The 22393-nt window shown below is 68.3% G+C and carries 23 protein-coding genes and 4 pseudogenes; 16 read left to right on the forward strand and 11 right to left on the reverse strand.

Going from position 1 to position 22393, the window contains the following annotated elements; genetic code table 11:
- The first annotated feature begins 104 nt into the window (after positions 1-104).
- From ACIRPU_RS30005 to ACIRPU_RS30030, 6 genes are all read left to right on the forward strand, one after another.
- Positions 105-497, forward strand: coding sequence for a carboxymuconolactone decarboxylase family protein (locus tag ACIRPU_RS30005; protein ID WP_142270232.1), 393 nt, complete (start codon positions 105-107; stop codon positions 495-497).
- Between the two features lie 59 nt (positions 498-556).
- On the forward strand, positions 557-1297 hold the full coding sequence (locus tag ACIRPU_RS30010) for an SDR family NAD(P)-dependent oxidoreductase (RefSeq protein ID WP_403872701.1): 741 nt from the start codon (positions 557-559) through the stop codon (positions 1295-1297).
- Between the two features lie 55 nt (positions 1298-1352).
- Positions 1353-2558 (forward strand): NAD(P)/FAD-dependent oxidoreductase, encoded by a 1206-nt coding sequence (locus tag ACIRPU_RS30015; protein ID WP_403872703.1) that lies wholly within the window; start codon positions 1353-1355, stop codon positions 2556-2558.
- A gap of 19 nt (positions 2559-2577) precedes the next feature.
- On the forward strand, positions 2578-2772 hold the full coding sequence (locus ACIRPU_RS30020) for a ferredoxin (RefSeq protein ID WP_403872705.1): 195 nt from the start codon (positions 2578-2580) through the stop codon (positions 2770-2772).
- Between the two features lie 60 nt (positions 2773-2832).
- The gene (locus ACIRPU_RS30025) at positions 2833-4071 is read left to right on the forward strand and encodes a cytochrome P450 (RefSeq protein ID WP_403872707.1); all 1239 of its coding nucleotides are present in this window, start codon (positions 2833-2835) and stop codon (positions 4069-4071) included.
- 107 nt (positions 4072-4178) lie between these two features.
- Complete coding sequence (locus ACIRPU_RS30030) at positions 4179-5120, forward strand: SDR family NAD(P)-dependent oxidoreductase (RefSeq protein ID WP_403872709.1); 942 nt, start codon at positions 4179-4181, stop codon at positions 5118-5120.
- 468 nt (positions 5121-5588) lie between these two features.
- On the opposite strand, the gene ACIRPU_RS30035 is transcribed toward ACIRPU_RS30030, so the two are convergent.
- Together ACIRPU_RS30035 and ACIRPU_RS30040 are read right to left on the reverse strand one after the other, a co-directional pair.
- Positions 5589-7046, reverse strand: a complete 1458-nt coding sequence (locus ACIRPU_RS30035) for an MFS transporter (protein ID WP_403872711.1) — start codon at positions 7044-7046, stop codon at positions 5589-5591.
- A 672-nt stretch (positions 7047-7718) separates the two neighbouring features.
- Positions 7719-8345, reverse strand: a complete 627-nt coding sequence (locus ACIRPU_RS30040; protein WP_403872713.1) for a hypothetical protein — start codon at positions 8343-8345, stop codon at positions 7719-7721.
- A 413-nt stretch (positions 8346-8758) separates the two neighbouring features.
- Here ACIRPU_RS30040 and ACIRPU_RS30045 point away from each other — a divergent pair, with 413 nt between their 5' ends.
- A complete protein-coding gene (locus ACIRPU_RS30045; RefSeq protein ID WP_403872715.1) occupies positions 8759-9112 on the forward strand; it encodes an antibiotic biosynthesis monooxygenase family protein in 354 nt (117 codons plus the stop codon).
- A gap of 215 nt (positions 9113-9327) precedes the next feature.
- On the opposite strand, the gene ACIRPU_RS30050 is transcribed toward ACIRPU_RS30045, so the two are convergent.
- Positions 9328-9789, reverse strand: a complete 462-nt coding sequence (locus ACIRPU_RS30050) for a GNAT family N-acetyltransferase (RefSeq protein WP_403872717.1) — start codon at positions 9787-9789, stop codon at positions 9328-9330.
- A 453-nt stretch (positions 9790-10242) separates the two neighbouring features.
- Between ACIRPU_RS30050 and ACIRPU_RS30055 the strand changes: the two genes are divergently transcribed.
- Together ACIRPU_RS30055 and ACIRPU_RS30060 are read left to right on the forward strand one after the other, a co-directional pair.
- Positions 10243-11094: a class I SAM-dependent methyltransferase gene (locus ACIRPU_RS30055; RefSeq protein WP_403872719.1), complete on the forward strand. Its 852-nt coding sequence runs from the start codon at positions 10243-10245 to the stop codon at positions 11092-11094.
- Positions 11093-11581 (forward strand): annotated as a pseudogene (locus ACIRPU_RS30060) (IS701 family transposase); the annotation flags it as partial. The gene ACIRPU_RS30055 and the pseudogene ACIRPU_RS30060, both read left to right, overlap by 2 nt.
- 80 nt (positions 11582-11661) lie before the next feature.
- Here the strand turns inward: ACIRPU_RS30060 and ACIRPU_RS30065 are convergent.
- Positions 11662-12390 carry an SDR family oxidoreductase gene (locus tag ACIRPU_RS30065; RefSeq protein ID WP_403872721.1) on the reverse strand — a complete coding sequence of 243 codons (729 nt, stop codon included), beginning with the start codon at positions 12388-12390 and terminating at the stop codon, positions 11662-11664.
- Positions 12391-12465: 75 nt separating this feature from the next.
- Between ACIRPU_RS30065 and ACIRPU_RS30070 the strand changes: the two genes are divergently transcribed.
- Positions 12466-12843, forward strand: coding sequence for a MerR family transcriptional regulator (locus ACIRPU_RS30070; RefSeq protein ID WP_403872723.1), 378 nt, complete (start codon positions 12466-12468; stop codon positions 12841-12843).
- A gap of 156 nt (positions 12844-12999) precedes the next feature.
- Here the strand turns inward: ACIRPU_RS30070 and ACIRPU_RS30075 are convergent, their stop codons facing one another.
- Positions 13000-13566, reverse strand: a complete 567-nt coding sequence (locus tag ACIRPU_RS30075; protein WP_403872725.1) for a hypothetical protein — start codon at positions 13564-13566, stop codon at positions 13000-13002.
- Positions 13567-13706: 140 nt separating this feature from the next.
- On the opposite strand from ACIRPU_RS30075, the pseudogene ACIRPU_RS30080 reads away from it, so the two are divergent.
- Positions 13707-13996 (forward strand): annotated as a pseudogene (locus ACIRPU_RS30080) (nucleotidyltransferase family protein); the annotation flags it as partial.
- Positions 13997-14614: 618 nt separating this feature from the next.
- Here the strand turns inward: ACIRPU_RS30080 and ACIRPU_RS30085 are convergent.
- Positions 14615-14860, reverse strand: a complete 246-nt coding sequence (locus ACIRPU_RS30085) for a hypothetical protein (protein WP_403872727.1) — start codon at positions 14858-14860, stop codon at positions 14615-14617.
- A gap of 258 nt (positions 14861-15118) precedes the next feature.
- Here ACIRPU_RS30085 and ACIRPU_RS30090 point away from each other — a divergent pair, with 258 nt between their 5' ends.
- The 3 genes from ACIRPU_RS30090 (at position 15119) to ACIRPU_RS30100 (ending at position 16503) form a co-directional block, all read left to right on the forward strand.
- A complete protein-coding gene (locus ACIRPU_RS30090; protein WP_403872729.1) occupies positions 15119-15331 on the forward strand; it encodes a hypothetical protein in 213 nt (70 codons plus the stop codon).
- Positions 15332-15383: 52 nt separating this feature from the next.
- Positions 15384-15557 (forward strand): hypothetical protein, encoded by a 174-nt coding sequence (locus ACIRPU_RS30095; protein WP_403872731.1) that lies wholly within the window; start codon positions 15384-15386, stop codon positions 15555-15557.
- 418 nt (positions 15558-15975) lie between these two features.
- A complete protein-coding gene (locus ACIRPU_RS30100; RefSeq protein ID WP_403872733.1) occupies positions 15976-16503 on the forward strand; it encodes a DUF6584 family protein in 528 nt (175 codons plus the stop codon).
- Between the two features lie 342 nt (positions 16504-16845).
- On the opposite strand, the gene ACIRPU_RS30105 is transcribed toward ACIRPU_RS30100, so the two are convergent.
- The 3 genes and pseudogenes from ACIRPU_RS30105 to ACIRPU_RS30115 form a co-directional block, all read right to left on the reverse strand.
- A complete protein-coding gene (locus ACIRPU_RS30105) occupies positions 16846-18627 on the reverse strand; it encodes an MFS transporter (protein ID WP_403872791.1) in 1782 nt (593 codons plus the stop codon).
- Between the two features lie 39 nt (positions 18628-18666).
- Positions 18667-18947 (reverse strand): annotated as a pseudogene (locus ACIRPU_RS30110) (transposase); the annotation flags it as partial.
- 69 nt (positions 18948-19016) lie between these two features.
- Positions 19017-19337: a winged helix-turn-helix transcriptional regulator gene (locus ACIRPU_RS30115; RefSeq protein WP_403872793.1), complete on the reverse strand. Its 321-nt coding sequence runs from the start codon at positions 19335-19337 to the stop codon at positions 19017-19019.
- Between the two features lie 97 nt (positions 19338-19434).
- On the opposite strand from ACIRPU_RS30115, the gene ACIRPU_RS30120 reads away from it, so the two are divergent.
- Both ACIRPU_RS30120 and ACIRPU_RS30125 read left to right on the forward strand, forming a co-directional pair.
- Positions 19435-20463 (forward strand): LLM class flavin-dependent oxidoreductase, encoded by a 1029-nt coding sequence (locus tag ACIRPU_RS30120; protein ID WP_403872735.1) that lies wholly within the window; start codon positions 19435-19437, stop codon positions 20461-20463.
- A gap of 160 nt (positions 20464-20623) precedes the next feature.
- The gene (locus tag ACIRPU_RS30125) at positions 20624-21358 is read left to right on the forward strand and encodes an alpha/beta fold hydrolase (RefSeq protein ID WP_403872737.1); all 735 of its coding nucleotides are present in this window, start codon (positions 20624-20626) and stop codon (positions 21356-21358) included.
- 310 nt (positions 21359-21668) lie between these two features.
- Here the strand turns inward: ACIRPU_RS30125 and ACIRPU_RS30130 are convergent.
- Positions 21669-21845: pseudogene (locus ACIRPU_RS30130) on the reverse strand (IS5/IS1182 family transposase); the annotation flags it as partial.
- A 41-nt stretch (positions 21846-21886) separates the two neighbouring features.
- Positions 21887-22330 carry a VOC family protein gene (locus ACIRPU_RS30135; protein WP_403872739.1) on the reverse strand — a complete coding sequence of 148 codons (444 nt, stop codon included), beginning with the start codon at positions 22328-22330 and terminating at the stop codon, positions 21887-21889.
- Positions 22331-22393 lie beyond the last annotated feature (63 nt).

The following is a 22393-nucleotide window of genomic DNA, read 5'->3' on the forward strand; positions in this document are numbered from 1 at the left end:
TTGGATTCGTTCAATGGATGCGAATCTCGCCACGGAGATTGATTGTACCGACCGTCTGGTCTAACTTTCGCTCAGGACGCGAAGCCGCGCAACGGGAGTCAGTCATGAGTGACAAGAGCGTCGAAGAAGCCACCGATCTGAGGGCCGCGGGCTGGAAGGCCATGCGGGCCGCTCTGCCGGGCGTGTTCCCCGAGGACGACGTGGACCTGCGGGACGGCCGCCTCGGAGAAGACCTCGTCGACATCGGTCTCACCAGCGTCTGGGGAGCGCTCTGGGGCCGCGAGGGCCTCGCCCCACGTGACCGCAGCCTGGTCACGCTCGGCATTCTCATCGCCCTCGGGGCGGAGACCGAGCTCAAGACCCACGTCCGCATCGCGCGGACGAACGGACTGACCCCGGAGGAGATCGCCGAGGTCATCTACCACTCCAGCGGTTACACCGGTTTCCCGCGGGCGGTCGCCGCCCGCACCGCCGCCCGCGAGGCACTGGAGGGCTGACGGCCCCCGGCCGGGACGTCAGTCGTCCAGGTCCCGCACCAAGCACACGAGGAGCACACATGTCACTGCAGGGAAAGGTCGCGGTCGTCACCGGCGGCGCGCGGGGGATCGGACGCGGCATCGCGACCGTGCTCGCGGCCAAGGGGGCCGCCGTGGCGGTCTGGGACCTGAACGCCGAGGGCGCCGAGAAGACCGCCGCGGAGATCCAGGAGGCGGGCGGCACGGCAGTCGCGGTGGGCGGTGACGCCGCCGACGCCTCGGCCGTGGCCCGCTCCGCGGCACGCACCCGCGACGAGCTCGGCCCGGTCACGATCCTCGTCAACAACGCGGGCATCACCGCCTACGAGCCGTTCACGAGCATCAGCGAGTCGTCCTGGGACCGCATGATCGGCATCAACCTCAAGGGGCCGTTCCTGGTCACCCAGCAGCTGGTGCCCGACATGCTCGAGGCGGGCTGGGGCCGCATCGTCAACATCTCCTCGTCCTCCGCCCAGACCGGGGCGCCCGCCATGGCCCACTACGCGGCCTCCAAGGGCGGTGTCATCGGCCTCACCAGGGCGCTGGCGGTCGAGTACATCGAGAAGGGGATCACCGTCAACCACGTCCCGCCGGGGTTCATCGACACGCCCCTGGTGCGTCAGGGTCCCATCGACGTGGAGGCGGCCGCGGCCACGATGCCGATGAAGCGCGCCGGGACGCCCGAGGACGTGGCGTACGCGGTGGCCTACCTCGCGTCGGAGGAGGCGGGCTATGTGACCGGCCAGACGTTCAGCGTCAACGGCGGCCGCTACCTCGTCTGATCAGTCCGTCCGTCTCGCATCGAACACCGCACCAACGCCTGTAATGGAGCCGCGAATGAGCATCGAGGACGACGTCAGGGCACCGGCCCGCGTCCTGGTAGTGGGCGCCTCCGCGTCCGGACTGACCACCGTGGAGGCACTGCGCCGCAAGGGCTACGCGGGCCCGATCACGGTGCTCGGCGACGAGCCGCACGCACCGTACGACCGCCCGCCGCTGTCCAAGCAGGTGCTTTCCGGCGCATGGGAGCCGGAGCGGGCCACGCTGCGCCCGCAGGACGCGCTGTCGGCGCTCGACGCCGAGTTCGTCCTGGGCGATCCGGCGGTCGGACTGGATCCGGCGTCGCGGACCGTGCGTACCGCATCCGGGCGGGCGCTGCGGTCGGACGCGGTCGTCATCGCCACCGGGGTACGAGCCCGGCGCCTGCCGGGTCAGGAGAACCTGGCCGGCGTCCACGTACTGCGCAGTCTCGACGACGCGCTGGCGCTGCGCGCCGATCTGCTGGCAGGCACCCGGCTCGTGGTCGTGGGCGAGGGCGTCCTCGGCTCCGAGATCGCGGCCACCGCACGGACCCTGGGCCTGGACGTCACGCTCACCGGGCCGCTGACGGCGCCGATGGCGATGCAGGTGGGCCCGCTGGTCTCCGGTGTGCTGGCCGACCTGCACACCGAGCGCGGAGTCACGCTCCGGCTCGGCACCGGCGTCGTCGGACTCACCGCCGACGAAGGTCGCGTCACCGGCGTCCGGCTCGCCACCGACGAGGTGCTGCCGGCCGACGTGGTGGTCGTGGCGATCGGCGCCTCCCCGGCGACGGAATGGCTCACCGACAGCGGGCTGGAGCTCGACAACGGTGTGGTGTGCGACTCCCGCTGCCGCGCGGAGGAGGGGATCTACGCCGTCGGTGACGTGGCCCGCTGGCACCACGAGGGCCTCGGCCGGCTGATCCGCCTCGAGAACCGGACCAACGCCACCGAACAGGCCATGGCCGTCGCCGGCGCGATTCTCGGCGAGGACCGGCCGTACACGCCGGTCCCGTATTTCTGGACCGACCAGTACGACGCCAAGCTCCAGGTGCACGGCTTCCTGCCCGCCGACGCGGAAGTGGACCTCGTCGAGGGCGACCTGACGGCGCGTCGCTTCGTCGCCCGGTACCGCAGCGGAGGCCGCGTCACCGGGGTCCTCGGCTGGAACATGCCCAAGCAGGCCCGCATGCGCCGTCAGGAGATCGTCGACGATCTCGCCGCCCCCGCCCCGACCCACTGAACGATCAGGAGAGATTCCCATGAAGGTTGTCGTCGACGAGGAGAAGTGCGTCGCCGCCGGACAGTGCGTGGCCGCCTCCATGGACGTGTTCGACCAGCGCGAGGACGACGGCATCGTCGTCCTGCTGGACGAGAACCCGCCGGCCGAACTGGCCGACGACGTCCGTAACGCCGCCGCAATGTGCCCGGCCCTGGCCATTCGCATCGAGGAATAGCCCCCGAGCCCGACCCCTTCCCCCCACCCCTTCCCCCCATCCCACCACGGAGGAACACCCATGGCCGAGGCAGACGTCCGGCACGCCCCCGACGAGCCGACCTACTTCTACCAGGACGACCGGGACGCCAAGTGCCCCTTCGCCCCGCCCCCCGGACTGCGCGCACTGAACGAACAGGCCCCCGTCTCCCGGGCCCGGATCTGGGACGGCAGCACCCCCTGGCTCGTCACGGGCCACGCCGCGCAGCGCGCCATCCTGTCCGACCCCCGGGTCAGCTCGGACGACAAGCGGCCGGGGTTCCCGTACCCCAACCAGGCCATGGCGGAGACCGCCCATGAGCACCCGCTCACGATCTTCAACGCCGACGGCGCCGACCACACGCGGATCCGCCGCATGATGACCCGCCCGTTCACGCGCCCGAGGATGGAGGCTCTGCGGCCGGACATCCAGAGGTTCACCGATGAGCTCATCGACAAGATGCTGGCAGGCCCGAAGCCGGTGAACCTGGTGACGGCGCTGTCGCTGCCGCTGCCCTCGCTGATGATCTGCGCCCTGCTCGGCGTGCCGTACGAGGACCACGACTTCTTCCAGGAGCACGCCTCCTTCGCCACCAGGAGCGACAAGTCGGCGGACGACGACCGGCGCGCGGGCGAGGCGCTGGGCGGTTACCTGGCCGCACTGCTCCAGAAGAAGATGGAGGAGCCCGCCGACGACGTACTCTCGGACTTCGCCGCGCGCGTCAAGGACGGTGACCTCACCCTTCCCGAGGCCACCCTGCTCTCCATGATCCTGCTGATCGCCGGCCACGAGACCAGTGCGACCATGATCACCCTGGGCACCGCCCTGCTACTGGAGAACCCCGACCAGCTGGCACGGCTGCGCGAGATCGAGGACACCCGGGACGCCGCGAACGCGGTCGACGAGATCCTGCGCCATCTGACCGTCGCGACGTTCGGGCAGCGGCGCATCGCCGCCGAGGACTTCGAGTTCGAGGGCGTGCAGATCAAGGCCGGCGACGGCATCGTCGTCCCGCTGCCCGCCGGCAACTGGGACCCCGAGGCGTTCCCCGAGCCGGAGAAACTCGACCTCACCCGTAAGGCGAACCACCACCACGCCTTCGGCTGGGGCATCCACCAGTGCCTGGGCCAGCAACTCGCCCGTATCGAGCTCCAGGTCGTCTACGGCACGCTCTACCGGCGCGTCCCCACCCTGCGTCTCGCGGTCGACCGCGACGAACTCGAGTTCCGTCCGGCCGACGCGCTCGCCTACGGCATCAAAGAGCTGCCGGTGACCTGGTAGCTCGACATCGGCGGCCGCCCCGGTCGCCGGCACGACCAAGCCGGTCCCACCCCGAACGGGCGGGACCGGTCATCGCATCCGCAACCGCAGTACAACAGGAGTAGGGCATGAGCGAGTTCAGCTTCCAAGGACGCGTCGCGGTCGTCACCGGCGCGGGCCGGGGCATCGGCCGGGCCCACGCCCGCCTTCTGGCGGAGCGTGGGGCGAAGGTGGTCGTCAACGACCTGGGCGGATCGATGGAGGGCGACGGCTCGAACGCCGGTCCCGCGCAGAAGGTCGTCGATGAGATCGTCGCGGCGGGCGGCGAGGCCGTCGCCGACACCAACGACGTCTCCACGCCGGCCGGCGGACAGGCCATCATCGACTCCGCGATCGAGCACTTCGGCCGCATCGACGTCCTCGTCAACAACGCGGGGATCATCCGGTGGGCCGGTCTGCCCGAGGTCGACGCGGAGAACCTGGACCGCCACCTCGCCGTGCATCTCGTCGGCTCGTTCAACACGCTGCGCGCCGCCTGGCCGCACTTCGTCGAGCAGCAGTACGGCCGGGTCGTGCTGACCACCTCCAGCGGCCTGTTCGGCCTCGACAACAACCTGTCGTACGCGGCGGCCAAGGCGGGCACGGTCGGGCTGGCCCGGAGCGCGAAACTGGCCGGCGAACCCCACGGGATCAAGGTCAACCTGATCGCGCCGGCGGCCATGACCCGGATGGGCGGCGGTCCCGAGGAGGAGCCCACGCAGGCGCTCCCCGGCCAGCCGTACATGCCCTCCGACGCGGTGGCGCCGATGGTGGCGTATCTCGCCCACGAGAGCTGCCCGGTCAACGGGGAGATCTACACGGCCGGCGCCGGCCGCTTCGCGCGTCTCTTCATCGCCTCGACCGAGGGGTACGTCCACCAGGGCGACCCGGTCACCGTCGAGGACGTGGCGGGGAACTGGGACGCCATCAACGACGAGAAGGGCTACTACGTGCCGTCGGACCTGATGGCCTGGTCGGGCGCGTTCCTGAAGCACCAGTTCACACCGGTCGCCGACTCCGCGAACGCGTAGACGGGCAAGTGACGCGGCACGGCGAACGGCGTATCGCCGAGGCAGCCGTGGCGTGGACGGTAGTGGCCGAGGGCCGGGCGGAATGCCCGGCCCTCGCGGCGTTTCACCGTGCGTTCGTGCGTGCGGAAGCCGCGGGACCCTACGACCAGTCGGTGGTCCGTACGTCCACGGTCTGCGGGTCGCCGGCAGCGGATCAGGGTCTGCGGGCTGACGGCAGCCGCCCACGGTCTGCGGGTCGACGGCAGCCACCGTTCGGGACCGGCCTCGGCCTTGTGCGGGCGGCCCGTACGCCGACGGCGCGTGGGCCGGGGGGCGGGGGACGAGCAGTGGGCGAGCCGTGAGACGGCGCTGGGAAACGCGGGACCGGCTCCGCCGCTCCGTCCTCCTCGTCCGCACGGACGAGAAGGACGGAGCGATCGGAACCGGTCCCGCGTCGTGACGCCCGCCGCGACCACCGCGGCCGCGCCGTCAGGCCGCCTGACCGACCTCGGCCTCGTCGAGGCGCTTGGCTCTGGGGATGAGGAGGACGAGCAGCGTGCCCAGGGCGCAGCAGCCGACGACCAGCCAGAGTCCGTTCGTGAAGCCGGCGTCCAGGTAGAACTGGGTGCCCTTCAGGACCGCCCCGTTCTGGGCCATGACGACGAAGGCGAGTTGGGAGACGACGATCTGTGCGACGCCCTGCCCGAGGGTCTGCGCACCGTTGGCCAGGGCCTGCTCCTCGGGGGTGACCACCTCGATGATCATGATGGGGACGATGGCCATGACGATGCCCGTTCCCAGCCCGGCGATCAGACCCATCTCGATGATGTCGGCGGCGCTGTGGTGCAGTTGTGTGCCGATCCCGTATCCGAGGACGGTGAGCGCGGAGCCGGTGCCCAGCAGGATCCGCGCGTCCACACGGCGGGCCAGGTAGCCGGTACCGACCGCGGCCAGGATGATCGTCGCGCTGATCGGGCTGGTCACCACGGCGTTGTGCTTGCCGGACCAGCCCAAGCCCTCCGAGATGGTGGGGATCTGCGGCATCAGCACCAGCAGCTGTACCACCACGCCGACGGCGCTGAGCGAGCCGGCCGCGATGGACGTGGCCAGCAGCACGCTCCACACCGACCGGCGCCGCGTCATGGACACGGGGAACAGCGGCTCGGCGACCCGGCGTTCGACGAGCACGAAGGCGATCAGTATGACCAGGGCCCCGGCGACGTAGGAGAAGAACGTGCCGCTGCTCCAGCCCCAGTGCGACCCCCGCCCGACGGCGTAGACGAGCATGGTGACTCCGCCGCCGAGGAGGATTCCGCCGAGCCAGTCCATCCGGCCGCCCCGCTCGCGGACCGGACTCTCGGGGACGAGGACGGCGACCAGCACGAAACCGACGGCGGTGCTGATGGCCATGAACCACAGCACGCCGCGGAAGCCGTAGTCGTCCAGGAGCCAGCCGGACAGGAACGGCGCGCCGAAGGCGACGAGGCCCACGCCGCCCGCCATGATGCCGGTGGCGAGCCCCACCCAGCGGCGCGGGAACACGTCACGGGTGATCGCGTAGGCGAGCGGCATGGTGGCCGCGTAGATGCCCGCGATGCCGCGTCCGATCAGCAGGGTGCGGTAGTCGGTGGCGAGGGCGGCGACCAGGTCGCCGACGAGGCCGAGTCCGGTGGCTACGAGCAGGACGCGCTTCTTGCCGAACAGGGCCGCTGCCTTGACCGCGAAAGGCAGGAAGAAGGTCCCGGTCAGCAGGGTCATCAGGGTGAACCAAGCGATCTCGGTGGTGCGGAAGTGGATCGCGACGTCGGCCTGCGCGATGCCGGACAACGCGGCGACGAGCGTCACCAGTTGGACCGCCCACAGCAGTGCGAAGACGATGAGTGCGTTGCGCGTCGTGGAGCGGGATCTCTCGGCGTCCTGCGCAGGAGCGGTTCGGGTCTCGGACATAGAGGCCTTCCGGGGATGAGCGGAGAGCCGGAGAGCGGCTCTGGTCGGGGCAGGCAGGGGGACGTGCGGCAAGGCGGCGACATCACTCCGTCCCACCTCACCGGATGGCTGATGGGCCGGAGTTACGGGACGAGGGCGCGGTGCCCGGGGTCACGAGCACGGGCAGGTGTGATGCCCGTCTGGAGCTTCGGTGCGGCTGCCGGAAAGATAGACCCAACGGTCGGTACAATCAATGAGCTGAGCAGAAAAACGGACCCGGACGCCGACAGGCCCCGCACCCCCCGGTCTGTCGACGCTCTGACCAGCACCTTCGCCGTCAGAGGCGGCCGGGAGTTTCGCCTACCGCAGCCGACACCTGTCCCGCTCAGCGGAATCGCCAACGCGACCACCGTGCCCCGCGAGCACATCAGGCTTTCCGCTGGGCGGTGGTGAGGTCGGCCAGGCCGCCGTCGCGGTGCTCGAGACGCACTGAGCTCCGGCGAGGCCGAGGAGGACGCCGACATCCAGAAGGCCGACGACGAGCGGAACCGCGCAGGCGGCCAGGGGGTGGACGGCTTCGGCGCGCTGAAGGACTCATACTCCGCCGTGTACGGGGCGCCTTCCCCCTCCTGGGCAGCCCGGCCGGCCTCGCCGCCGAACCGACCGTGTGCGCCTACTGTTACGAAGGAGACTTCAGCTGGCCTGGTCGCCGCTGCACGATGCCGTGGCCTTCAGCTCGGGTGTACCCCGAATGTAGCCCCATCCGTAATGGTCCGCCTGACCTTCCGTACTAGGTCCGGCTACCTCAGCCTGTTCAAGTGCTGTACTGGTTCGTTGCCACCACACGCCGTCGCGGTCGGAGAACGTCAGGCCACCCACCCACACCGCGTCGGGAGTTGGCAACGGTTTCAGGAGTTTTTCCCAGCCCGGGAGAAGGTGAGTCTCGCGGTACACCTTGTCGAACTGCCCCTCGTCCATGTAGAGCCAGTGACGCGAGTCGAGGATCGTGTCCGAACAGGGCGGCAGGTAGGGGATGCGTTGCTCGTAGCTCACGTACAGGTCGCTGTAGACAGCGGTCATCAAGCCGACAGGTGCGCCAAAGTGGACGTCGGCGTCACTCACCGGGTCCGGTGAGCTGTTGACGAGGTGAAGGCGAAGGTGACCGTCGGCTGGTTCCTCCACCCAATAGAACACTCTCATGGCCTGACTGCGCTTCGCGTATTGGTCGCCTTCGCGTGACTGGTCGAGCTGATCGTTCGTCACCGCGGCCTGGTAATAGGTCGCCGCGCCCGTAAAAATCAAACCGACGAGAGCTATCAATGCTCCCAGGACCGCCCCGACGTGAGTCCACTGGATACGGCGCCACCAAGGCGGCGACGGGGCAGGTTCCTGCAACTCGGAATGTGGGGTTCGTTCCCTGGCGCGGACGCGATTCGGTCCTGTGCGCTGCCTGGCCAGCCGCAGTCTTACCTGCCGTGCCGTCCCGCTGTCCCGCATGACTGCCTCCCGTCCCGTTCCTGAACAAAAAGGACGTGAGGCGGGCACGGATGGATCCCGCGGATACGGAGAAGCCGTGGCGCACCGCGCGCAGTCCGGCGGCACGCTGGGCGTTGCTCGACTGCCTGACATCGTCCCCGCCGACGTGGGGAGCACCCGCGCTTGCCTGATTCCTCCCGTATCCCGTTCAGGGAAGTCGCTGGATCGTTGGGCGCATCCCGACTTACGGTGGCGCCATGAGCGATCACTCGGAAACGTCCGTTAAGCCCGTCGAGGCGTATGAACCCCCTTACTACGTCGCTGTCTTCACTGCGGTGCGAACACAGGAGCAGAGTGGCTACAGCGAGACCAACGCACGCATGGAAGACCTGGTGAAGGACGTCCCGGGGTTCCTGGGAATGGACCACGCGCAGACTCCTGGCGGGCTGGGCATCACCGTCGGGTACTTTCGCGACGCCGACGCCCTCACGGAGTGGCGTCGCAACGCCGAGCACCGTGCGGCGCAGAAGCGTGGGCAAGCCGAGTGGTACCAGAGCTACACGCTGCACGTGGCGAAAGTGGAGCGGAGCCACGGCTTCGAGCGAGCGTAGGTCCCGCAGCGTCCGACAGCAGGCTGACCAACCGAAGCCACCTCAGCGGCCGTTCCACCACGAGCTCGGATCGAACAGGTCGGCGTGCCCTCGCTGAGGTCGTCCCAACGACCCAGAGGGGCACCGGCGTCGAGGCTCGCGGTCCGCTACGCGGCGACCTCCTCGTCGCCGTCCTCCTTGTCGCCGTCCTCTGCGAGTGGCTGTGACCAGCCACCTCACGATGCCGCTGCGTAACAGTGGATGGAGACCAGCTGAGACGGGCTCCATCGTTGCTCGACCGTGGCCATCCGTTCCCAGCCCAGCCGCTCGTACAAGGCTGCCGCGGTGGTATCGGATGCCACGACGTCGAGCACCGGATGCAGGCCACGCCCTCGTGCTTCCTCCATGGCTCGGCCGATCAGTCGTGCACCGATCCCATGCCCCCTGGCCTGCGGGGCGACGAACAGCCGACTGACCACCGCGGTCAGGTCCTTGCTCGTCCCGTTGCGCTCGCTCCACAAGCCGGGGGCCAGATCTCCTTCGCCGCCGCGGGACAAGCTGACATGGCCAACGACACAGCTGCCGAGCTCAGCGACCCAGGCCCCCCAAACGGAAGCGTGCGACAGCCACTCATCAGGCCGGTCAGGCCAGTTCACCGGGTAACCATCACACTGATGGACTTCCGCCAGAACCCGCACGCACCTCTCGACATCGTCATCAACCCTCGGTCGGACCCTGTGGCCTGGCCTCTCCGCATCAGTCCCGGAATTCTCGATGCTCACTCCGGCATGGAAGCACAGGCCACAGAGCCACAACCAGCCGCTTTCGACACACGCCCCGGGTGTGGGGACCCGCAGTACCACTGCCCACATCGCCGACGGCACCGTCCGCCAGGCCCGCGCGACGGCCGACGCCTTGGAGACACCGACGGCAGCGTGGGTCGCCTCCAGGGTTGGCCGGGTGGTCCGACCCCAGGTCCTGTGCGCGCTCTCCGGTCACCGCCCGGACCGGCGCCAGGGCTTCCGGCTCCCGGTACAGGTCGGTGAGGACCGTGGCCCAGCCGAGCCTTGGCGCTTGAACGCCCGCTCGGCGCAAGGGAAGCACCACCTCAACCCGGTGAAACCAGTTGGTCAGAGCACTAGGCTGGCGCGGTGACTGATGAGCAGGAGCGGGTGCAGCCGTCGGGAGTGTGGGCCACGGCGGTGGGGGTGGCCAGGGTGCGAGCGCTGGAGACCGAGCGGGAGAACGCGCTGTTCCGCGACCCATTGGCACAGGCCTTCGCCACCGCCGGCGGCCTGTGGCCCGCCTCGCCGCCGCTGCCCGATGACGAGGCCGCGCGACGCCGCCGACTGGCCGTGTCGTTCTCCATCGTCATCAGGACGAAGTTCCTCGACGACCTGTTGCAGCAGGCCTCCGCGTCCGGGGTCCGGCAGGTAGTGCTGCTCGGCGCCGGCATGGACGGCCGGGCCTTCCGGATGAACTGGCCCGAGGGCACCCGGCTGTTCGAGGTCGACACCGTCGCGCCACTGGACTTCAAGGCTTCGGTGCTGCGCCAGGAGCGGGCCGTCGCACGCTGCGAGCGGATCACCGTCCCGGTGGATCTGCGTGAGGACTGGCCAGGCGCGCTGGCCGCCGCAGGGCACGACCCGGCGGCGCCGACCGTGTGGATCGCCGAAGGACTGCTGATCTATCTGCCCGAGGACGCGGTGGAGTTGCTGCTGACCCGGATCAGCGCGCGGTCGGCGGCAGGCAGTCGGATGGGGCTGACGTTGGGCGCGCGCGGCGTGATCGAGCGCTTCGGCGAGGACGCCGTGCCGGGATCGGCGGCGTCCCTGTGGGTCTCGGAGATGCCCGACGACCCGGTGGGCTGGCTGGCCGGGCACGGCTGGGAGGCCGACAGCCACACCCTGCGGGAACGCGCTGCCGCCTACGGCTGCCCGATCAGCACCCCGCCGCAGCGCGAGGAGCGGCCCGGCGGACTGATCTCGGCGGTCCGTCGGTAACTGGGCCGTCGTCGACCTGATCCCCACCCACTCGCCGGGCACCTGCCGGTTGCTGATCCGCCGCAACCGCAGCACCTGCCACATGGCCTACTACCCCCGCTTCAGCCCGCGGCCAGTAGCACTGCCCGCCCTGGTCCGCGTCGCCGGAACGCGCTGGAAGATCGAGGAGACCTTCCAGGCCGGCAAAGGCCTCGCCGGCCTGGATGAGCACCAGGTCCGCCGCCACACCCCTGGCTGCACTGGGTGACCCTCGCGATGCTCGCCCACGCCTTCCTGGCCGTCATTCGCGCCGACGAGCACTACGAACACCCTGCCCCCACCGGACTCATCGCCCTCACCTGCAACGAAATACAGCGACTGTCAGCCCTGCCCGCCGCATCCCCGAACGGCCAACTCGACCATCGCCTGCGCTGGTCGAGTTGGCGTCGTCGACACCGGGCCTCGCGCCCGCGACTGCCACTACCGCCGACGCGAGGCCACAACATGAAGATCCACAACTGCGGATGGAGTATTGGTCGACCGACCTCAGATGCAACCGACCGAAGTCAGTGCGGCCCGAGGGGCCCCTCAGGCCGCCGTCAACGCCGCCAGGGCGCGCTCCATCGCGGCGTTGAACTCTTCCGGCGTCAGCGGCAGCCGGGACTTGACGTCCCGACTCCACTGGTCGGCGAGGACCTCGGCTGAGCCCGCCTCGACACCGTCGAGCGCCGCGTCGGCCAGGTCCGAGGGCGCGAGCTTGTCCACGGGCCAGCCCGCGGCCATGTCGGTGTCGGCCAGGCCGAGGTGCACCGCTGTCACGAGCGTGCCCTGCTCTGCGAGCTCGAGGCGGACGCCGTTGGTCATGGCCCAGGCGGCGGCTTTGGTCAGGTGATAGGCATTGGCGCCCTTGACCCCGAACCATGACATGGCGGAGATGACGTTCACGATCGCGCCCCCGCCGTTCCTGGCGAGCGCCGGCGCGAACTCCCGGATCATTCCCAGGTGGCCGAACACATTGGTCTCCAGCTCCTGCCGTACCGCGTCCAGCGAACCGGTCACCAGGTCGGTCCCCGTCTGGATCCCCGCGTTGTTGATGAGCAGCGAGACGTCCGGGGCGGCCTCGGCTGCGGCCCTCACGGATGCGGGATCGGCGATGTCGAGGGACAGCACCTCCACCCCGGGCAGGTCCACGCTCTCCGGTCGGCGGGCCGTCGCGTAGACCTTGCGGGCGCCCCGTTCGAGCAGGCGCTGGGCGAAGGCGCGGCCCAGGCCGCGGTTGGCTCCGGTGACAAGGGCAACTGAGTTGTTGATGTCCATGCCCGGTACGCTAAAACCTGACGCCAACGTCAGAGGCAAGCGCTGGTCATCAGGGCCGGGGTGAGAGGAATCACCATGACCGTCACAGAGGTCGCGGCAGATCGGCTGATCCGCATCGGCGAGGTGGCACGCGGTGCCGGCGTCTCGGTACGCGCCGTGCGCTACTACGAGCAGCAGCAGCTGCTCATCCCGGAGCGCAGCCCGTCCGGCCAGCGCCTCTACCGGCAGGACGCCATCCCCCGGGTCCGCTTCTTCCAGGAGATGTTCGCCGCCGGCCTGACCAGCCGAAGGATCACGGAACTCCTCCCGTGCTGGGACGCCGGGCACACCGACGCCGCGCAACGAGCCATGCTGCGCGCCGAGCGCGACCGCATCCAGGCCAAGGCCGACGACCTGCGGGCTGCCCTGGACCGCCTCGACGAGGTCATCGCGATCACGGACACGCACCCGTAGGCGCGGTCGGTCGGACGTCGCACTGGCGATCTACGGCTGGAGTACCGGACGATCGATTCCAAGGGAGCCTGATGAGTGGAGCCAGGTTCATGCACGGCCGGTCGGTCATGCGCGCCCTGACCGTCGACGACCACCGAACGCCGTGGAATCGATCGGCTAGGGAATCGTTGGACGAAGCCCGTACTCGGCCAGCCACTGGAGCAGGTCTTGGCGAGAGGTCTCGACGAGGCGGCCTCCGGTGAAGCGGGCGTCGTCGGTCACCTCTGCCACGCACTCTGGAGGGGGCATGAAGGACTGCGCCTCTTCGTCGGTGGTGAACTCGGCCTCCGCCAGGACCAGGCCCTGCATATGGCCGTCGAAGACGTCGACGCCCAAGGGAGGCACGCTGGAACGCGTCTTGGTCAGCACTGCGGCCGGCAGTGAGGCGAGCAGGGCGTACTCGGTCGGCGACAAGTACGTATTCGTGATCAGTCCCTGAATCGCGCCTGGCCGAGCGACCGGCACCTTCTGGGTGAGCTTGAGTTCGCAGCCGCCGTCTGACCGTTCGGCGCGTCGCAGACGCAGGCGCGTTCCCACCAGATAGCGGTCGGTGATCATCCAGGTGACCGTCACTGCTGACGGTGCCGGCGCTTCAGCCAGCAAGAACCGCCGTTCCCGCTCGATGCGCGCGTCCTTTCCCGGGTGAACCGTCTGACCTTGAACCCCGCCGGACTTGTCCATCATGAAGACAGCTTCTCAGCTGGTTCTGCTCGCGTTGCCTGAGTGTTTGGTGGGATCGGCCTCCCGAAGTCATCGAAAGAGCCAGGAGGGGCTTCGCGAACTGGATCGGCCGTAATCCTGGCGAGTTGTGGTACGCAGGGATGCTGATCAGCCGACTTCCTCTCGACGAGCAACACGAGTCCCTGCGTGCGGTGTTGTCGCGTAACGACGTGCTGACGGAGGTGCTGGCGCGGACTGCGACGCTGGGTCTGCCCGGGTGGTATGTGACCGCGGGATGCCTGTTCCAGACCGGGTGGAACGTGGCGACGGACAGACCACCGACCAGCGGCATCAAGGACTACGACGTCTTCTACTTCGACGCCGACGATCTGCCTGGGAAGCGGAAGATGCCGTGAGCAAGACCGGCAAGGAGGTCTTCGCCGACCTTCCGGCCGGCACGTCACACCACCGCGCCGGTGAGGCAGAGAACCGCCCCGATGCCGAGCAGTACGAGGCCGCCGCCCCGGCGAACAGGACGACGAGCCGTTCCGCGTCGAAGTCGAGATACAGCTGACGGTGGCAGGGCTCATGGAGAAGTCGATGGCAGGCCGACCGCCGGTGCGGGACGATCACGACCCTGCACGGCCGTGCTCTTGCCGGACGCGCCCGAACGCGTTGAGCGGTGTGCTGCCGTGCGGATATCGGATCGATGCTCGGCCTGGCGCTCTCCGCGCAGGGCAGTACGGTGCCCGGGGATGGGCGGGCCATACCTACGACAGGCGGGGCCGCAGGCGTTGTCCTGCCGTGTCCCGGCGTTTCCTGCCAACAGTCACCGCGCTCGTTCTCCGGCTCGTCCACTACGTGCTGACGTGCTGGGCCAAGCCGCTCGCCCCGTGCCGACGGTGTACGGGCGGACGGGCCGGGATCGAGCGGTCGGGATGCCGCGGGCGTGCCCGCGCTGCTGTGGCCGCGGGGTCCGGGTGCGTGTCGGCCGACGGGCACGCGACGTGTGGTGCCGTAGGCCGTAGGCACAACGCGGTATCCGCTGGTTCTTCCCACCTGCCGGTCCGGCTCACAGGTCCTCGGTGTTCCGCACGTCGATCTCGCACTCCAGATCGGGGATCACGTCGAGCTGGTTCTTTACTGCCTCACGGACATCGCCGGCCAGCGATACCGATACCCCCGCCGGGTCGCCGGGGGCGTCCGGGCGGGTGACTGATGACACGATCGCGTCGGGATCCATCTCTTCCAAGGCGTGGAGGACCTCGTCGACTCGGTCGTTCCGGATGGTCGTGGATACGTAGGTACGGACAGTCATGGTCGTCTCCCTTACCGTAACCGGACTCCTCGGCCCGCCGTCCGCCGTCCTCGCCGGGCGTACGAGTCCACGGGCACCACGGAGCCCATGCCGCCAGCCTCACCCGTCTGGAGCCGGTCCGCATTCGGACTCCTCCACGTGGGCGTCAGATGCTGGTCAAACCGCACTTTCAGGCGGAGCGGAATTCGGAGAGGGAGGGGATCGGTGCAGGTCCGAGCGGCTAGCATCTCGCTCACATCTACGGAGGGGAAGATCGATATGGCCATGGGGCTCGCGGGGCTGCCCGGCAGAGAGTGGATGATCAAGGACGCGAAGGGCCGGAAGTTCAGCTTCGACTCGGCGGAGGAAGCGTTCGAGGAACTGCACGAGTACGGAGAAGGGGCCACCGTGTGGTCGCGTGAGGTGCATCGGGCCCTGTTCGTCACCAAGTCGATCGACGGCTGGAAGCAGGTCCCTGACCCTCGTAGATAGGTGCGGACAAGCGCCACAGTCGAAAGGAAGCCTGAGCCGGACGGGTGCGCGCGTGCCGCAGGAACTGCCGTTTCTTGCCCACGAGGCAGCGGCATCGCCCGTCGTCGAGTTCGCACTCTTCCGGTACGAGATGGGCCCGGCCTTGATCGGATTGGAGACGGATGCGCCGTTGTCATCGTCTCGCGGGGTCAATGACATCGGGCACTCCACCCAGGCGCGGGAGTGACCGTACCGCCCGTGAACCGCTCCGGCGTGGTGGTCGGTGCGGGGGTGCGGGGCAGGCTGAGCACCTGGGACAGGACGGACTCGGGGCGGGGCGGCGAGGGCGCCGGCTGACGCGGCCGTTGCGCTGCCTCCCACGGCGAGGGCGCCGAGTGCGCTGCCGCCGGTGAGGCGCATGAACTGGCGGCGGCCGACGTCGGCGCGTCGTTGAACGTCTCCACCCGCACCTGTTGAGCTCTCAACACCCCAGCCGTACAAGGGAACTGACTAGTTCGCGGCCTTGTGCAGCACCGTTTAAGGGCCGTTCCGTAACTGGCAATGTCCCGTGTCAGTGGGATCCAGTTGATGCCGTCAAGAGCGAGCGAGTGCTGAGGGACGAAACCAGGTCGACGCAGGTCAGTGTGGTACCCGATCATGTGTTCATGCCCCTGAGAGAGACTCTTGCCCGAGCCGATGCAGACCTGGCCGCCGGCCGGGTTCCCGTCGCGCGCCAGCGCCTGCGGGGTCTCATCTCGTCCTTCCCGCACGACCTGGTGCTCCGCCGTCGCCTGGCCGAGGTGTACCGGCTCTACGGCGACGCCGCCGAGGCTGGGCGCTGGATGTACCTCGAAGAGGACCGGAGCGCCAGCGAGACCGCCGCCTTCGAGGCGCGGTACGGGTCTCCCGGGTGGCGGATGAAGGCCCTCGCCTGGCACGGCCCCGAGGTGAAGGCCGCCACCGCCTTCGCACAGGGGCAGCTGGTCGCGGTGCGGACCGCCTGCGCAGAGGAGTTGGGGCACCCCGTCGACTGGGACGACCCCGCCTCCTACCGGGACAACCTGAAAGGGGAGCACGAGGCGCCCTCCGAGCCGTGGACGGTCGGCGGTGTGCTGGCGGGCGTCGGCTGCCTGGTGGCGGCCCTTATGTTCCTCGCGATCTGGGTGAATGGAGTCGTTGCCCTCTTCGGCTGACTCAGGTCACCGGGGCCTGTGAGGAGCCTGTTCAAGGTTCGGTGAGACCGTCCAGAACTGTTGTGAGGGGGACATCCGGTGACGAGTGAAATGACCTCGCGGTGTCTGGTGCGATCACGGCTTCGGAGCCGCCCTGGATGCCCCCGTTCACCGGGCCGAGCCCTCGCCTGTTCGGCAAGCTGGTGACGTATGCGGCGCGAGGATGCGGATGCGGATGCAGATGCGGTCCGCGAGGGCCGGCCGTGGTGTCTCCCGCTGGAGGACCTGGCTCTGTTGGTCACGGAAGCCGGTACTTGATGCTGCCCTGCAGCGGGCCGGAGCATGGGTTCTGCTATCTCACTCTCAGACGGAGCTGCGGGCCTCTTCGTGGTTCGGTTCCGGTATCGGCCCCTGCTTATTTCCGGCGGCAGGCAAGGCAATCAGCAGCACAGCTGCTCCGAGGAGTGCGATGACCGCGATCCAGCCCGCGCCGACGTGCATAGCGTGGATGAACGCATTGTCAGCAGCCTGAGCAAGAGCGGGCCGGTGGATCGCGGTGGCGACGTGGCGGGCCTGTTCGGCGGAAACTCGCGCCTGATCCTGCACCGGACCGGGTGCAGTCTCCAGCGAAGGTTCGATCGCACGTCGGTACGTGATCGACATGATCGTGCCGCCTACTGCGATTCCGATCACGCTGCCGGTTTGTCGCACGGTGTTGGTGACGGCCGATCCTGCACCGGCGTGTTCCAACGGCAGGTTGCTGATCAATGCGGCCGTAACGGGGCCGATCACCATGCCGACCGCGAGACCCTGTATCAACAACAGGATCTCGATCCAGACGAGTGGAGTGTGGAGTCCGAGGAACCCGTACCCGCCGATGGTCAGCGCAGCGACGATCATCGCCGGCACGGCGACAAGGCGTAGCGACAGGCGGCGAACCAGGCGCGGGGCGATGAGCGCCCCCGCGAGCGCGCCGAGTGCGGTCGGGATATTGGCCAAACCCGCCTTCATCGGCGAAAATCCGAGCGCGCCTTGCAGATAGAACGCGTTATAGAAAGTGATGGCGGCCACGGCGAAGAGCAGCAATCCGAGCGCCACATTGCCGCCACCGAATGTGCGTTGCGCGAGCAGTCGCGGATCAAAGCTGGGCACCTTGACACGCAGCTCGACGAGTACGAAAACGGCCAGCAGAACCAGACCGAAAACGATCGGCGCCCACACGTCGGTACGACTCCACACCGCCACCTGCCCTGCCCGGATCAGCCCGTAGGCCATCGCCACGAGCCCACCGATCGAAAGCAACATTCCAGCGGGGTCCAGCGGCCGCGGAGTGGGGCTGCGGAAACTCGGAACCAGTACGGCGAGCCCGGCCAACGCCAATGCCGCGACCGGAACATTGATCAGAAAGACCGAGCCCCACCAGAAATGACTGAGCAAGAACCCCGCCAGCACGGGGCCGGCCGCCATTCCGACACCGGCCGACGTCGAGAAGATACTGATCGCGGCAGCCCGCGCGGGGCCAGTGAAGGTCCACATGAGGATGGCCAAGTTGGCGGGCGTGATCAGCGCGCTGCCCACCCCCATCGCAGCTCGAGCTGCAATCAGCTGGCCCGCATCGCTTGCGTACGCCGCCCACAGCGAGGACCCGGCGAAGATCACCAACCCACTGGAAAACACAGTCCGGTGACCGAACCGATCGCCCAATGCGCCTGCAGTGAACATCAATGTGGCGAAGGCCAGAGTGTACGAACCCGTCGCCCATTGCAGTTGACCGGGATTGGCCCCCAGGCCACGGGCCGGGTCTGCAAGGGTCTCCAGCGTAGTGCTCAGGACGGTATTGTCCAGCCAAATCAACAGCGAACACAACATGAGAACGGCAAGAATCAACTGCTGCCTGAACCTCGGCAACGTTGGAGGCGCGGTCATGGACACCCTCGTAAATCGATCGGCGGGAACCTGAACGACTGGACCATAGGCAAACTCCACGACGCCGTCAAGCTTGGATTCTCTTGTCAATACCGTTGCGGCAGAACGGACTTTATGCCCTCTGTCGAATTTGTGGACAGGGCAATTTTGTGCCCACTGATGGATTTGCGAGTTGAAGGATTTCATGACTTCCGGAGGTTGCGACTGAGCGGATTTCATGCCCTCCGGTGAGCTGTCGCACCGCGTCCTGCGACGCCAGCTCGGTGCCCACGCCGAGTCGATGTCGTCGCCGGTGTCCGCTGCTGCCGGGACGACGCCGACGATCATCTTCCAGGTGCCGTCGGCCGCCCACCTGCGGAGCCATTTGTGGGTCGCCTGGAACGGACCGGGCTCGTCGGGCAGGTTGGCGCCGGCCGGTCTGGCCAGGGCGGGTTGGTGCGGTACTTCGAGGGGATGGCCTCGAGGGTGCGGCGGTGGGCGGCCCACCGTCACCCGCGGATCGGAACGGCGGGCGTCCGAGGCTCGATCCGGTCCCACATCGCAAGTGGTCACTCATCGGACAGACACGCACATCCGGTCAACCGGCCGACCCGCCGGCGAGATACGCGCTATACGTCCTTCTCCTCAGTCGCCTCGTGAAAGGCGACGACTGCCTCACCGTTGGTTCTTGCCCACTCGGTGAGCCTTCGGATGGGCTCCTCCAGAGTGCGTCCGAGCTCGGTCAGGCTGTATTCCACGCGTGGTGGCGCTTCCGCGTACGCGCGCCGCTCGACGAGCCCGTTGTCCTGGAGGCGGCGCAGCGTCTGCGTCAGTACTTTGCGCGAGACGCCTCCGATGAGTTCGACCAACTCGCCGTGCCGCAGGGGGCCGTCACTCAGAGCGAAGAGCGTGACCACGGCCCATTTGCTGGAGATGATCTCAATGGCCATGCGGGCGGGGCAGTCGGCGAGGAACACGGTTCCGGGACGGAGGCTCACAACCCGAAGGGTACCTTTAGGTACCTAACGGCTGCCTAACGTCGAAGGCATGCAGCGCACCACTTCGAAGGGCGCCGAAGTCGAGCTCGGCGTCTTCTCCCTCGCCGACATCGTCCCAGGCGCCACCGGCTCGCAACGAGTCCGCGACATCGTGGACGCAGGCGTCTTCGCCGACCAGGCAGGGCTCGACGTCTTCGGCGTCGGTGAACATCACACCAGCCGGTTCGCGGTCTCCTCGCCGGCAGTCGTCCTCGCAGCCATCGCCGCCAGAACCGCCTCCCTCACTTTGACCAGCGCCGTCTCGGTGCTGAGCGTGCTCGATCCCGTCCGTCTCTACCAGGACTTCGCGCAGCTCGACCTGGTCTCAGGCGGACGTGCCGAGATCACGGCAGGCCGCAGCGCCTACGCCGAGCCGTTTGAGATCTTCGGCGTCGACACGGGGCGCTACGACGAAGTCTTCGCCGAGAAGCTCGATCTGCTGCGCCTGATCGTGACCGAAGGCGACCTCACCTGGACGGGAGGGTCCCGCCCTCCGCTGAAGGGCGCCGCCATCATTCCCCGCCTGGACAGGGTGCTGCCGATACGCCTGGCTGTTGGAGGGGCACCGGACAGCGCCCGGCGTGCCGGCCGCCTGGGGCTGCGCATGACTATGGCGCATCTCGGAGGCAGTCCCGCCCGGGCCCGACCGGCCGTCGATCTGTACTGGCAGGCCGGTGAGATGGCCGGGCACCCACGCGCCACGCTGGGAATCGGTGTGGCGGCCCATCTCTTCGTCGGCGCGACCTCGCAGGGGGCCCGCGAGACCTTCTACCCCTACTACCGCGCCTATTTCGCACAGGGCCGCGGCGTTCACCTCGATCGTCCGACCTTCGAGGCGATGGCCGGTCCCGACGGCGCCCTCTTGGTCGGCAGTGCACAGGAGATCATCGAGAAGCTCATGATCCAGAAGGAACTGTTCGGCGCCAACCGGTTCATCGGACAGGTCGATCTCGGCGGTCTGCCGCGGTCGAGCGTACTGACGTCCATAGAGAAGTTCGCTTCCGACGTCGCACCCACCGTGCGCCGCGAATCCGGCTGAACCATCACCTCAGCCGTCACCGAGCTCGGGGCCTCTCGGCCGCCCCGCACCCGCACGCCCGACCGCACCCGCACGTACGCATGCCCAACCGTGCCCGCATGCAGCGCAAGTTCATCCGCCAGTAGATCCACAGCGATCCACACTCACGCAAGGAACAGCCATGACCGAACCGACCACCTTCGTCCTCGTGCACGGTGCTTGGCACGACGGACGGTCCTGGAACCGCGTCGCACCGCTGCTCACCGCCCAGGGCCATCGCGTCTTCACACCGTCCCTCACCGGCCACGGCGACAAGGCGCATCTGCTCAGCCCCGAGGTCGGCCTTACCACCCACGTCGGCGACATCGTCGGCCTCATCCACGAGCATGACCTGCACGACATCGTCCTCGTGGGACACAGTTACGCGGGCATGGTCATCTCCAGCGTGGCGAACCGGGTTCCCGAGCGCATCTCACGCCTGCTGTACATCGATGCGATGGTGCCGACGCACGGCGAGAACGCCATCGATGTCATGCCGCTCACACAGGTCCTGATCGACGGGGCCGTCGGCCATGACCAGCCCTGGCGGATTCCGCCGCTGCCGCAATTCCCCGCGCCGATGGGTCTTTTCGGAGTCACCGACCCGGACGACATCGCCTGGCTCAAGACCACGCTGGCAGATGAATCGGTCCTCTGTTTCCAGCAGCCGGCCGAGATGGACAACCCTGCCCAGGCGTCCATCCCCCGGGCCCACATTCTCTGCATCGGCAACGAGCCCGAGGGCATCACCCGTCGGCCCATCCCGAAGCTCCAGCCCAGCGGCGAGCCATCCCGCGTCTACACACTGAACACCGGCCACGACGCCATGATCACCAAACCCGCGGAACTCAGCACCCTGCTGCTCCAAAACACCTGACATGCGCAGCGAAGCACGGCCAGGTCAGCGAATGCCCAGCTACTCCACCCCGTCCACCAGCCGAGGTCTCAGCATGTCCATCACCTACGCCATCGTCGCTGCACTCATGTCAGCGGTGCTCCTGGCTTCCGCCGGCGCCAAATTCACCCGGCCGAAGCGGCTTGTCGACCAGATGTCCACCCTCGGCCTGCCCTACGGCGCGCTGCCGTTCTGGGCGTCGCCCAGACGTGGACAACCCCACGCCAGCCGTCGACTGACCGTCACCGAGCAGCGCGACACCGTCGAAGGCTGCCTCACCAAGTCAAAGCACGCGCAGGAGGGGCCGCCCGGCGCGGTCTGCGGTGCGGGACGATGAGGCCGGTGCCAGATAGGCGCCGTCGGCGATCACCGTCGTACCCGCAGCCTTCGCGGGCGGATCGGACTCGCGCCACACATGGGCGTCAGCCTTGTTACCCGGCGCCGGCCGGGCTGATGCGACCACCCCGCGCACAACACACCACCCCACCACGTGCGTTGCGCGGTGGTTTGTCAGGCCGGGGTGTCGGTGTCCTGCGTGGAGGCCGCGAACGCTTCGGGGCCCTGCTGCGCCGCCGCCGGGTCCATCCACATGACCTGCCAGCCGTGGCCGTCGAGGTCGAAGAAGCTGCGTGAGTACATGAAGCCGTAGTCCTCGGCGTCATCTGCCTTGGAGCCTCCCGCTGCGAGCGCAGCAGCGCTGACCGCGTCGACCTCGTCGCGGGATGACACGCTGAAGCAGTACAGCGCCAGCGTGTGCGTGGTGGGATCGGCCATCGGCAGTTTCGCGAACTGCGCGAACTTCTCGCGGCTGAGCAGCATGACGAAGGCGTGCTCGCCGACCAGCATGCAGGCGGCGGTCTCGTCGCTGAACTTCGGGTTGAAACTGAACCCGAGATCAGCGAAGAACGCCTTGCTGCGTTCGACGTCCGCTACGGGCATGTTCACGAACAGCATGCGGCCGGGGTGTGCGGGAGTGGTCATGGTGGGTCTCCAGTCCGTGTCTCGATGTCGTACGTC

This window comes from Streptomyces sp. NPDC102259 (genome assembly GCF_044766465.1).
Classification (GTDB): Bacteria; Actinomycetota; Actinomycetes; order Streptomycetales; family Streptomycetaceae; genus Streptomyces.